This is a genomic window from Shewanella sp. 3_MG-2023 (assembly GCF_030548765.1).
In the GTDB taxonomy this organism is placed as follows: Bacteria; Pseudomonadota; Gammaproteobacteria; order Enterobacterales; family Shewanellaceae; genus Shewanella.
The window spans coordinates 21,926-35,332 of sequence record NZ_JAUOSH010000025.1 but is presented as its reverse complement, the minus strand read 5'-3'; the positions used below and the strand labels follow the sequence as shown (position 1 = coordinate 35,332).

8 protein-coding genes are annotated in these 13,407 nt (G+C 43.2%); 5 read left to right on the top strand and 3 right to left on the bottom strand.

The window, feature by feature from the left end; genetic code table 11:
* The first annotated feature begins 245 nt into the window (after window positions 1-245).
* Window positions 246-3,080, top strand: coding sequence for a hypothetical protein (locus tag Q4591_RS14415; RefSeq protein WP_303446431.1), 2,835 nt, complete (start codon window positions 246-248; stop codon window positions 3,078-3,080).
* Between the two features lie 161 nt (window positions 3,081-3,241).
* Complete coding sequence (locus tag Q4591_RS14410) at window positions 3,242-5,914, top strand: TonB-dependent receptor (protein WP_303461616.1); 2,673 nt, start codon at window positions 3,242-3,244, stop codon at window positions 5,912-5,914.
* A 327-nt stretch (window positions 5,915-6,241) separates the two neighbouring features.
* Here the strand turns inward: Q4591_RS14410 and Q4591_RS14405 are convergent, their stop codons facing one another.
* Window positions 6,242-8,176: a radical SAM protein gene (locus Q4591_RS14405; RefSeq protein ID WP_102436573.1), complete on the bottom strand. Its 1,935-nt coding sequence runs from the start codon at window positions 8,174-8,176 to the stop codon at window positions 6,242-6,244.
* Between the two features lie 307 nt (window positions 8,177-8,483).
* On the opposite strand from Q4591_RS14405, the gene Q4591_RS14400 reads away from it, so the two are divergent.
* The gene (locus tag Q4591_RS14400; protein ID WP_303461611.1) at window positions 8,484-9,518 is read left to right on the top strand and encodes a hypothetical protein; all 1,035 of its coding nucleotides are present in this window, start codon (window positions 8,484-8,486) and stop codon (window positions 9,516-9,518) included.
* A gap of 47 nt (window positions 9,519-9,565) precedes the next feature.
* Here Q4591_RS14400 and Q4591_RS14395 read toward each other — a convergent pair whose 3' ends face one another.
* Complete coding sequence (locus tag Q4591_RS14395) at window positions 9,566-10,153, bottom strand: protein tyrosine phosphatase family protein (RefSeq protein ID WP_303461609.1); 588 nt, start codon at window positions 10,151-10,153, stop codon at window positions 9,566-9,568.
* Window positions 10,154-10,176: 23 nt separating this feature from the next.
* Window positions 10,177-11,190, bottom strand: coding sequence for an aldo/keto reductase (locus tag Q4591_RS14390; protein ID WP_303461607.1), 1,014 nt, complete (start codon window positions 11,188-11,190; stop codon window positions 10,177-10,179).
* Window positions 11,191-11,402: 212 nt separating this feature from the next.
* Between Q4591_RS14390 and Q4591_RS14385 the strand changes: the two genes are divergently transcribed.
* Both Q4591_RS14385 and Q4591_RS14380 read left to right on the top strand, forming a co-directional pair.
* Window positions 11,403-12,683 (top strand): glycerophosphodiester phosphodiesterase family protein, encoded by a 1,281-nt coding sequence (locus Q4591_RS14385; protein ID WP_303461605.1) that lies wholly within the window; start codon window positions 11,403-11,405, stop codon window positions 12,681-12,683.
* A 295-nt stretch (window positions 12,684-12,978) separates the two neighbouring features.
* A complete protein-coding gene (locus Q4591_RS14380) occupies window positions 12,979-13,395 on the top strand; it encodes a hypothetical protein (RefSeq protein WP_303461603.1) in 417 nt (138 codons plus the stop codon).
* Window positions 13,396-13,407: the final 12 nt, after the last annotated feature.

The following is a 13,407-nucleotide window of genomic DNA, read 5'->3' as shown; positions in this document are numbered from 1 at the left end:
AACAGACTTTTTCAACTCCAAAAAACACACCACAAGACACCTAGGTAAAATAATTGTTAATAATGTGACAATAAAAAGTAACTCAAACCGCTCAGTAAGTCTCTGTTTTTATTATCTATTAATATTTATATCATATTAGTGAAATTTCACTGTCATTTTAACGCAGTCTTTTTGTCATTTTTGCGGGTTAGTTTGTCGTCCATTGAAACAACTTAACTCGCTTACACCCGTCTTCGGAGATGACAATGGAACTGAAAAAAATGTTTAAACTTAGTGCTGTATCAGCTGCGCTTTCTGCAACCTTATTACTTGCGGGCTGTGGTGGCGATATCAATATTGATACGGGTTCACAAGAGCCGACTAACCCTACAAATCCAACGGATCCAACCACACCGACTGAAACGGACCAACAACTTGCTTACGGCGGCTTTGCAGAAAAAAGCACTACGATAGCGGCTATCGATGGTAAAGAAGTGTGGGTGTTAACAGGCACACTGGCACCTTCTACTGCAGCTTCAACAGTAAAGGTAGGTGGTCAAGATGGCGCGAACATCATTTTAGGAAACGATGTGGTGTGGATGCTTGATGGTGCAGTTATCGCTGGCGGCGATAAAGCTGACTCGGTTGAATTATCAATTATGGCTGGCACTAAAATTATTGGTGGTAGCGAGTCTTATTTAGTCATTAGCCGTGATTCAAAAATTATGGCCGAAGGCACAGCTGACGCGCCAATCGTATTTACTTCCCTTGAAGCGGCGCTAGGCCAAACTGGCGAAGCGGGTCAATGGGGCGGCTTAGTCGTTTTAGGTAACGCACCTGTTAACTCATGCCCTGATTTAACCAGTTGTGATGCTGCATTTGAAGTGGGTAACCACAACTACGGTGGTGATAACACTGAAGATAACTCAGGTGTTATTCAGTATGTTCGGGTTGAGTTTGGTGGCTTTAAAATCAACGACACCCAAGAAATGAACGGTATTAGTTTCGCGGCAGTTGGCGCAGGTACAACTGTTGATCATATCCAAATTCATAAAAATAACGATGACGGTGTTGAGTTTTGGGGCGGTAACGTTTCGCTTTCACATGTGGTGTTAACTGAAAACTTTGATGACTCTCTAGATTGGACTAACGGTTGGCAAGGTAGTGCCCAGCACGTTTATATCCGTCAAGAGGATAACGGTTCAAACCGTGGTATCGAAGGTGACAGCAACAGCAGCGCTGATGCTGAACCACAGTCTATGCCTACATTAGCTAACTTCACCATTCAAGTGGCTAACGGCACTAACAGTGGTGGTGATGACGCTGAAGGTATTTTACTGCGCAAAGGCACGGCTGTTAACGCATACAACATGCTGGTTAAAGGCGATGTTGATTCTGGCGAATGTTTAGAAATCAATGACGACAATACAGTTGATACCGCTGAAGCTGGCAACTTAAACATGCAAAACAGCTTAATCGATTGTGTTGAGCCGTTTAAGAGTGCCAAGGTTGATGCTGATAAAGGTTACACCAAAGCTTACGACGTTGAAGCTTGGTTTATGGCCCAAGAAGGTAACTTAGCCGGTGCTGCAGATTTATCAGGGTATATGCCTAATTCATCTTCTGTTGCTTTAACTGGCGGCGCAGCTGATTTAGCTAACATGGATGACCGTTTAGATGATGCCCAATATATCGGCGCATTTAATGGCAGCACTGACTGGACGGAAGGCTGGACCACGGCCATTCATGAAGATGCAGCGCCTGCACCAACTGAATTACCAGTTTTAACATCTTGCCCTGTAGGCACAACTTCAGAAGATGTGGTTGCAGGCCTTTATAAAGATGACAGCGTGACTTTAGTCTGTTCAATCGAAGGTAACATCACCACCAATACAACACTGCTTGCTGGTCAAAACGTGATGTACAAAGTAGATGGCGGCGCGGTGATTGTAGGTGGTGATAACGCAGACTCTGCAACACTGGCAATTCAAGCGGGTACGCAATTATTTGCGACCGACAACAGCTACATCGCCATTAGCCGTGGCTCTAAAATCATGGCCCAAGGCAGTGCTGAGCATCCAATCGTTATGACCTCTCAGCAAGATGTAATAGCTGGCGCAGAAGGTGAGCGTGGTCAGTGGGGCGGTTTAGTTATTCTGGGTAATGGCGAAACCAACAAGTGTCCTGATAAAGACAACTGTGATGTGTCATTTGAAGTGGGCGACTTCCCATACGGCGGTAATGACAATGCTGATAACAGCGGTCAAATCAGCTATGTGGTAGTCAAATACGCCGGCTTTAAAGTCAATGATACCCAAGAAATGAACGGCATCTCATTTGCGGCAGTGGGCAGTGGAACCCAAGTTGACCATATTCAAGTCCATGCAAATGGCGATGATGGTGTTGAGTTTTGGGGCGGTGCAGTCAATCTTAAATATGTTTACCTAACGGATAACTTTGATGACAGCTTAGATTGGACTAACGGCTGGCAGGGTAAAGCACAGTACGTGTATATCACCCATGAAGATGGTCAAGCTAACCGTGGTATTGAAGGCGATAGTCATAAAGGCACTGACGACACGCCGATTTCAAACCCAACTATCTCTAACGTAACAATTCTTCCTGGTGCTGATATTGAAAATGCCAGTGGCGATAAAGGCGAAGGCATCATTCTTCGTGTTGCTACTCGTGCATCAATTCACAACCTATTGATTCAAGGTCGCAAAGGTGCAACTTCTGAGACTGAATCAGGTGAGTGTTTAGAACTAGACGGTACTTACGCAGGTCTTGTTACCAACGTTAACGATGAAACATTAGTGATGTCTCACTCTGTTATCGACTGTAACGAGCCATTCAAATACAGCTCTGACAACACAGATACAACCGATGCGGTAGACACGCAGGCCTGGTTCTTAGCTCAAACAGGTAACTCTGCTCAAGAAGTGACGTTAACTAATGGCATGCCTGCTGGCACTGACACTGTGTTATTGGGTACGGGTCTTGATATGAGTACGACTGACACCTTCTTCGAATCAACTGATTATATCGGTGCATTCGATGGCCAAACTGATTGGCGTGAAGGTTGGGCTTTTATTAAATAAAAGCGAGTAGTAAACCTTAGGCATCGGGGAGTGAGTACTCCTCGATGCTGCTTAAAGTCCGATTAGATAATCAAAATAGTTAGTTAAATTTACATTAATTGTCACCGGTGTATCACATCTTAGTGGCGCGACCTGAACTGTGTACAGGATTGAAAAACGTTATGAAAACCAAGCCGAGTTTTATCGCTAATAAGCTAAGCCTAGCTGTTGTTACTGCTATTTCTGCAGCTTCTCTTTTTGCAACACTACCAGCTTACTCGGAAGAGACACCAGCTTATGATCCTGGTGAAGATTTCCCTATTGAAGTCATTGCGGTAACGGGTCGTTTACGTAGCTCTGCCTCAGAAGCGATGGAAGAGCGCCGTGAGCAACCCGCCGTGGTTGATATTATGGGCGCAGACCAGATTTCTCGCACCGGAGATAGTGATGCCGCCGCCGCGCTTCGACGTGTTACCGGATTAACCCTGAAGGATGGCAAGTTCATTTATGTACGTGGTTTAGGTGAGCGCTATTCTAGTACATCATTAAATGGTGCGGTTGTACCATCGCCAGACCCTACCCGTAATGTGGTACCGCTGGATATGTTCCCAGCCTCTATCATTGAATCTTTATCAGTACAAAAATCCAGTTCAGCCAGCACGCCAGCTGCATTTGGCGGTGGTCATGTTGATATTCGTACTAAATCTATTCCTGCAGACTTTTTCTTTAAAGCGTCAATAGGTGGCCGTTATAACACTAATGATAGCGATGACACTTATACCTATAACGGTGGCGGCGATGATTGGACTGGCCAAGATGATGGCACTCGGGCAATGCCAAACAGCATTAACGAGGTGACCAATCAATATGGCGGAATTAGCCCCATTGATATTGTTACTGGTTCAAATGGCACAATTGATTTTGCCAGTGCTCAAGCCATTAACCGTGGTTTAGCCAATGATATGTATCGCGACATGACGGTATTTACTGAAAGTACGGACCCTGGAGTTCGCGGTAATATCGCCATTGGCGATCGCTGGGACTTAAGCGATGACATCATTTTCGGGATGATGGCAGCAGGCTCATATAAACAACAAGCTGAAAACTACACCAAGCGCGAAGTTGAGCTAGATGGTGATGAGAACAAGGTACAAATCGAAAACTCAAAAGACGTCATGGGCACCGATTCAATTGTACAAATGTCAGGCATGGTTAACTTAGGTTTAGAAATTGGTTACGACCATAAAATTCAAACCTTCTCGACTTATTTACGTGATACATCTGATGATGTTTCAGTGGCCATCGAAGAAACCATTGATACCATCGCCGAGCCTAATGCACTGCAGGTTTATGATATTGCTTATGAAGAACGTAACCTTATCAGTAACCAAATTCAAGGTGAGCATTTCTTTGAATATCTGTGGGATTTAGAAGCCAACTGGATGTACTCCAATGCTAGATCTAAACGCTACGCGCCTAGCGAATTATCGTACACCTATAATGTAATACTTGATGATGCAGATGGTATTACTAGCCGTAACTTAAATACCCAAGATGCGCCTAAATATGTTTATAGTCGCCTTGATGATAATACTGAAAACTACAAATTTGATTTAACCCTACCCTTTGAATTTGGCATGAACGTGCTAAAAATCAGTGGTGGTTATGAGTACTTTGAACGTACCCGTGAAAGCTTTGCCACGCGATTGGGCTTTGATGTCGGCTTAAGCCCAACAGACCCCAATGGCGATATTCTAGCGGGTGACTTTGACAATATATTTTCTGATGACAACATTGCCAATGACACGCTTGATTTAGAATTAAAAGACGCCTCAACCGACACCGAAGATTATGTCGCCGCTGAAATGATAGACGCCAGTTTTGTCAATTTTGATGTGGATTTTGATGATGTATGGCGCTTAACCGCAGGTGTGCGTTATGAAGATTTTCGCCGCGTGACATTGCCATTAACCCCAGATGGTGAGATTTCAGATGAAGGTGGTCGTTACGATATTGAAGACTACGCAATTGCAGAAGACGGCTGGTTTCCTTCATTGGCATTAACCTGGAAATCATCAGATGAAAGCCAATGGCGCTTTGGTGCCAGTAAAACCTTGGTTCGCCCAGACTTACGTGAAGTGGCGCCAGTGCGGTTTCAAGACCCAATTACCGGTTTTGATTTCTTCGGTAACCCAGAACTTGAAAGCTCAGATATCTATAACCTAGATGTACGCTGGGAATACTACTCAGAAGATGGCGCAAACTTAAGTGTTGGCGGCTTTTATAAAGATGTTGCAGCACCCATAGAAGCGATTCAACGTATCTCAGAAGCGGGTCGTCAACTTAAGTTTTACAACGCTGAGTCAGGTTATATCTACGGTATCGAAACTGAGTTTTTACATGACTTAGGCTTTATTGGCAGCAATGGTAGTGTTTGGGAAGACTTTTTCGTAGCGGGTAACTTAACCCTAAGTGACTCAGAAATTGAAATTGCCAGTAATGGTGAAATTGACCCAACCAATAATAAGCGCCGCATGACAGGCCATTCTGAGTGGGTTGCCAACATGCAGTTAAGCTTTGATTCGTCTAATGAGTCTCACAGTGCCACCTTAGTGTATAACGTGTTTGGTGAGCGTATTGCTTATGGTGGCCGTGGTGGTTTAGATGATGTGTACGAGCAACCCTTTCACAGCTTAGATTTTAGCTATAGCTTTTTACCTACTGAAAGCTTTGGGGTGAAATTTAAAGTGAAAAATATCCTAGGTGAAACCACCGAATACGACCAACAAGATGTGGTGGTATACGCGAAAGAGCCTGGCACAGAATTCACTCTGCAATTTGATTACCAGTATTAATACTGGAGATTAACAAGAGTGACAACAGGTACTGGTTTTTAGCATTTTTACCTCATCCTTTAAATGCTAAAAGCCAAGTGCACAGTGTGATATCTAGGTGTTTGGAACACGCCAATATCGCACGCTTCTTTATCAGTAAGCGTTATTTAAGACTACGTGACTTAACAAAGAAGTTGGCAGCTTTGCAAAAGGCTGTATGCAGTATGTAAAATAAGCTGTAAAAGTAACAGGCCACTTTCTTTTGGAACAAGAAAGTGGCCTTTTTATTGGCTAGCGCTATTAGTTATAAGCGCTGTGAGTTATAAAATTAGCTCGTTAGCTAGCAGATCATTCTTCACTGCTGTCGATCAGATTGCTAATCGCTTTTGAGATCAGATCTTTTTTCATGCTAGTGCGAGCGACACCTTGTTCAAACCAAAAACTCATCGGCTGATCAAACCCAATACCATGCATGTAATTGTAAATCGCTTTACGCAGCCCTTCACCTAACATCTCATGATCAGTATCGGTAGGATCGCTAAAATCGACATCATTTTCAGCGAATAAAACTTCAGGGCGATCGCTAAGAGTAATACCAAATTTTTCTGGATTCATACCAACAGGGCTGTGGATCGTGGCCACAAAACGGTGCCAATAGGCAGACTGGAAACAACCTTGCTGCATCATCTGTCGCACCATTTCCAATGAATCCACCGTTTCTTGCTCGGTTTGAGTCGGAAAGCCATACATCAAATATGCGTGCACCATGATGCCTGCATCGCTAAAGGCTTTAGTGACTTGGGCAACGCGCTCAACACTGACGCCTTTTTTCATCAGTTTCAATAAACGATCTGAGGCCACTTCTAAGCCGCCGCTGACCGCGATACAACCAGAGTCGGCTAATAATTGGCAGCGGGCTTGGCTAAAGGTTCTTTCAAAACGAATATTACCCCACCAACTGATCACCACGTTGCGCTCAATTAAGCGTTTTGCAAAGGCAAATAAGGTTTTTGGCGGCAGTGCTTCATCGACAAAATGGAACCCTGTTTGTCCGGTTTCTTCAATGAGTTGCTCAATGCGATCAACCAGAATATCAGCGCCAGCAGTATCGTAGCGATCGATATAGTCCAAACTGACATCACAAAAGCTACATTTACGCCAGTAACAGCCATGGGCGATGGTGAGTTTATTCCAGCGGCCATCACTCCAAATACGGTGCATTGGGTTGAGCATTTCACACAAAGACAGATATTCGCTCAATGGCAAGCCATCGTATATCGGAGCGCCGACTTCCACCTGCGGGATATCGTGGAGTTCTGGGTTTTCATTAAAGTGAACGTAAGGCTCGCCATTGTCATCTTCGGCAAGGAAGTAAGTTCGCACTAAATCATCGACTTCACGTTGGCCTTGAAAGTATTCCAGCAGGGTGATTAACGGGCGTTCGCCGTCATCAAGACAGATAAAGTCGATAAACTCAAATACCCGAGGATCTTTGAGTGCCCGTAGTTCGGTATTGATAAAACCACCGCCGATGATGATGGGGATCTCTGGATTAATGGCCTTACAGGTTTGCGCAATACGTAACGCGCCAAGCATATTACCGGGAAAAGGCACGGTTAAGGCTACAACGCTAGGTTGGGTTTCTTCTAAATAGTGCTCAACCAATTGCGCTAAAATTTCTGAGCTAAAGGTTGGCTCGTCCATCAAGGTATCGTAAAGGTTATCAAAGCTTGGATTAGCCGCAGCTAACTGCTCGCCATAGCGGCTCACTTCAAAGTAAGGATCAACCCCTTGAGTGATGACGCTGGAGAGATCGTTAATAAATAATGTCGCGAGATATTTGGCTTTATCTTGAACGCCAAGATTACCAAAAGCGGCTTGCAGTACATCGCCTGATACCGCTTCCATTTGCGCAATGGCTTCAAATGCTGGGCCTTCAGGTAAAAATCGGCGCGAGTTAATCCGCAGTGCAAGACTGGGATCTTTACCCTGTAAAAACCGAATCGCGCTCTCAACAGTCAAATGATAACGATCAAATTCAGCCAGAAAATTATGAATAGCATCAGGTAATTCATCGTCTTCAAAGTGCTCGAAATTAGCTTCCACATGTTGACGAATAATGTCCAGCGCAGGCGCAGTCATCATTTCTAGGAAAAGCTCAATGGCAGGATCACGCTGCACTGCTTCATAGCCTCTCGTACGCAAAAAACCAGTCAAATAGGCTGTTGCCGGATAGGGCGTATTTAACTGGGTCATAGGTGGAGTCATTAGAAGAACGGTCATAGCCTGCCTTTAATAGTAAAACTTGAGTGCACTGAACTAAACTGATTGTCAGCCCGAGCTAGGTAAAGAATGTGGCAATAATACAGTTGCCAAAAAATAAGCTGGGATTCTAACAAATGGCCAAGGGAAAAACCCGTAAATTAGCCAATTGAAGATTAATTTATCACTGTCTGTTTGTTTGTTTTTAGATCGAATTTAATCTCTTTCTAGCACAGTCTAGATTTAAATATTAGCAAGGCGGTTAAATATCACGCTAACTGTGTCATTATCAAATTTCGCATCTCAGCTAATGGATTAGGTTTGACACATGGCCGCAAAATGTCTAAATCAGTTTTTACGTCTCTGTTTATATTTAGTATTTGCCGTTGCTATTACGGCGTGTTCGGTCAAAACCGAGCAAGCTAACATTAGCCAAGTGGGCAATATTAGCCATAAAAAAATTGCTGAAGCCAGTGGCTTAGCTTACTCAAATATACACCATGATGTGCTGTGGCTGCACAATGATGGCGGCGATAGCGCCGCAGTGTATGCGATAAATTTATCCGGTGACGTGCTGGCGACGGTGAACATTGAAGGGGTAAAAAATATCGATTGGGAAGATATGAGCTCGTTTATTATCGATGGTAAAGCGTATCTGTTAATCGCCGATGTCGGTGATAATCGTGCCAATCGAAGTCAGTATTTTATTCATATCATTGCAGAGCCAGATGTCAGCAAACTTGAATTGGCCGCATCAATTAAGGTCACCCCGCTTGTGTCACTGGCATTTAATTACCCAGATGGTCCAAAGGATTGTGAGTCTGTTGCTGTTGATGTGGTTAACCAGCAAATTGTATTACTGAGTAAGCGGCACACCCCACAAACCCTATATCAATTGCCGTTACAGTTAGCGCAATCACCGGCGTTATTGCCTTCAGAATTTCCTTCGCAATTACCTATGCCATTACCTAAGCAAGAAAGGGACACGCTAGTGGCAACACCTTTAGGGGCACCGCCGGCATTACCAGAATCATTCTCAGATTATTTCGGGAGTATACGCTTAGCACTTTTTGCCGGAAACTCGACAGCAATGAGCTTTTCAAAGGATGGCTTATCTGCGGTGGTGTTAACCTATGGTCATGCTTATTACTTTCAGCAGCAACAGCCTACAGGCGCTTTAACACTGTTATCGACCACGCCAAAAATTATTGATTTCCCGACACTATTTCAAGCAGAAGCGGTGAGCTTTAATCACGATGCCAGTCGCTTTTATATTACCTCAGAGGGTAGCCCAGCGCCGATATATGAAGTGAATATCGCCGCTTTGTTGGCTAATTCTGATAACTCACTACTGAAATACTAACGACTGAAAAACTCGCTACTGAAAACTGACGGCTGAAATTCTGGTATTTATTGCTGATATTTGCCGCGCACCTCATCGATTAAGGTTTTCCACTGCGGGTATTTAGCCAAGCTTTGGGGTAAATCGCCCCAAGGTGATAACGCTTGGTTCATGGCATTTTCTGAGTGATCAGCGCCTTGGCTTAGTTGAAATAAATAGTAAAAAGCCGAGGCGCGATAATTTAACGCACAATGGACTAAAATCGATTTATCGTTATTGCGCTCCATGATGCTAATAAACTGCGCTACATCTTCCATGGTGGGTTGCTGCCAGTCGACTTCAATGTTGTGGTAAACCATACCAGCATCTGTGACCAGTCTATCTTCAGCCGCCAAATAGTTTGAGTTGTCTTTGGGGATCAAATTGATCACCACCTCGACCCCAGAATGTTTAAGTTTCTGAAATTGCTCTGCAGTAGGCAAGCCTGCAGTAATCACCTGGCTGTTATTGAGCTTGATCGCTTTGATGTTATCAAGCTGACTAGGGTCAATTTGCGCAGCCGCAGGGTTGACTAAACTAACGCTTAATAAGCTACTGGTTACCATTGTCATTAACGCGGCTCCAATGATGCTGTTTTTCATCTGTAATCCTTTCATCTGTAATCCTTGGATTTGAGCAATTACATAACAATGTCATCAATGGCGGCTAATTCAGCTGCACTAAAGTTAAGGTTATCTAGTGCGGCCACCGAATCGAGAACTTGTGCTGGGCGACTTGCACCAATCAAGCAACTGGTTACCGCATCATTGTTAAGGTTCCATGCGATCGCCATTTGCGCTAAAGATTGATCCCGGGTTTGGGCAATGGTATTTAATGCCTGCACTTTGGCGATTTTCTCTGGAGTTAGATCGTTATCAGCTAAATAGATTTGATGGGCTTGGGCTGCGCGCGAGTCTTTGGGAATACCATGGAGGTATTTATCAGTGAGCACACCTTGATCCAATGGCGAGAATACAATTGAGCCAACGCCTTGATCTTTTAATACCTCGGTTAAGCCATCTTCAATCCAGCGATCAAACATATTGTAGCGTGGCTGGTGGATTAATAATGGCGTGCCTAGCTGTTTTAAGATACTGATCGCTTGCAGCGTTTCTGCTGGCTGATAACTTGAAATACCCACATACATCGCCCGGCCTGAGCGGACAATATAATCTAGCGCTTGCATGGTTTCTTCAATGGGAGTGTCAGGATCCATGCAGTGATGATAAAAAATATCAAAGTAATCTAGCCCAGTACGTTTAAGGCTTTGATCGCAGCTAGCGATCAAATATTTTCTCGAGCCGCCAATACCATAAGGCCCTGGCCACATGTCGTAACCCGCTTTACTAGAAACGATTAACTCATCTCGATATAGCTTAAAGTCTTGTTTGAAAATATCACCAAAAGTGGACTCCGCCGCGCCGTAATGGGGACCATAATTATTGGCTAAATCAAAGTGGGTAATACCGGCATCAAAAGCTGTTTGCAGGATGTTTCTCGCATTCGATTGGGGGTCTGATGCGCCAAAGTTTTGCCATAAGCCTAATGAAATTTTTGGCAAGCGAATACCGCTGTTACCACAACGGGCATAAGCCATTTTTTGATAACGATCTGAGTTCGCTGTGTATTGAGGGTTAGGCTCGTGGGTAATCATTTCTCATCCTACAAATGAATTAATTGGGCTGTGACTATTAGTCAGCTATTAGATTATTACAGTTACTGTTTTAGTTCACCCTAAAACGAAAGTGCTTATATTAAGAAATACTAATAATTGTCATATTACCTTGTTTTTATAGTCACATTTAGGCTTTAGCTTATGCATCCATACAAATCTATTAAATATTCAATAATTTAAATGGAGTAAAAATGTCGATGAAATGGATAAGTAAGCTGAGCCTACTAAGCATTACCACAAGTCTGTTACTCATTGTTGGTTGCGATGATAACGATGATGATAAAAAGGGGACTAGCCCACAGATAAATGAAACTGTGGTTGTCAGTGTCGGCCCAAGACCAAGCTTTTTAGTAGATAAAATGCCAGACAGTGAGCTGAAAACTCAGCTAGCTCAATGCGCTGGGGATACTATGTATCGTCACGACTTTTCAATTGGTCATCGCGGCGCGGCGATGCAATTTCCTGAACACACTAAAGAGTCTTACCAAGCTGCGATTGCCTCTGGTGCGGGTGTGGTTGAATGTGATGTGACTTTTACTGAAGATAAAGAATTAGTTTGTCGCCATTCCCAATGTGATTTAGCCACCACCACCAATATATTGGCTATTCCTGAACTCGCCAGTAAATGTTCGGTGCCATTTAGTCCTGCAGACTTAGCTAATGGGGTTATGGCAACAGCGAAATGTTGTACCAGTGACATTACCTTGGCTGAGTTTAGAATGCTTGAGGGCAAAATGGATGGTGCGAATCCAAATGCGACTACCGCAGAAGAGTTTATGGCGGGCACGGCCAATTGGCGCACAGACCTATACTCAGGCAACGGCACTTTAGTCACCCATGCTGAAAGTATTGCAATGTTCAAGGCGGCTGGAGTTAAGATGACTCCAGAGCTTAAATCGGCCAGTGTAGTAATGCCTTTTGATGGGTTTAGCCAGCAAGATTACGCTCAGAAAATGTTAGATGAATATATTGCTGCTGATGTGGATGCTGCATCAGTATATCCCCAATCCTTTAATCTTGAAGACGTAAAATACTGGATTGACACTAATCCGGATTTTGGCGAGCAAGCGGTTTACTTAGATGATCGGTATGATTTTGCTGATTTTGATCCTCAAAACAGCGAGACATGGTCGCCTAGTATGGATGAATTGGTCAATGATGGAGTTAACATCATTGCTCCGCCGTTATGGGTATTAGTGGCGCTAGATGCAGAGAGTAATATTGTTGCTTCTGAGTATGCTAAAGCTGCTAAATTGGCGGGATTGGATATCATTACTTGGACACTCGAACGTTCAGGTTTGTTAGCAGATGGGGCTGGTGGTTGGTATTATCAGAGCATTACAGATGCAATCGATAATGAAGGTGACGCATTTGAACTATTGGATGTACTTGCCAAAGATGTTGGCGTAATTGGCGTATTTTCTGACTGGCCAGCAACGGTAACTTACTACGCTAATTGTGTTGGTATTTAATACGTCAGAGTTTCCACACCAAATGTGTTTATTTAACACATTTGGTGGCTTTATCTTATAGATATAACGGGTTTGTAAAATACTCCCATATAGAAATAAGTTACTAAGGACTTAATTCAATTGTTATTGATATATCCCACAAAATATTTGTTTTATTAAGTTGTCTAAGTTAGTTTAGATTCAAATTTAAACATCAGCTTATCTAAAGGGATTTAGAGTGGGAAATATTGTTAAAATTGTCTTAGTTGGCATTATCGCAATGGTTACATACAAACATTTCAATACGAACGAACAGATGGATGGTCAGAATTGGATTAAGTATCAATTTGATTCAGATGGTGTAGCGGTAAAGTTTCCTGATACGCCTAAAGTCGAGAATATCAGTGTAGAACATCTTCAAATTGAAATGGTGCGACTAAGAAGGGAGAATGTTGAATACGGTATCAGTGTATTCCGCGGTAAAAGCATATTACATGCACAGTCTGGCCCAGCTTCTTTAATCAAAAAAGGTGCCAAATTAATCTCTTCAAATGACATTTACGTGATGGATTATTTGGGAGATGAATATCATTTGAGCTATGAAGGCCGAAATGTCACTCAACGTTTTATTCACTTAGATGACAGCCTAGTTAGTCAAATCGTCTTTTTTGGGGAGGGGGATATTTCTAAAAAAAGTGCCCAATTGTTTTTAGGTTCTCTTGAGGTTTTATAATGCCTAACAAGA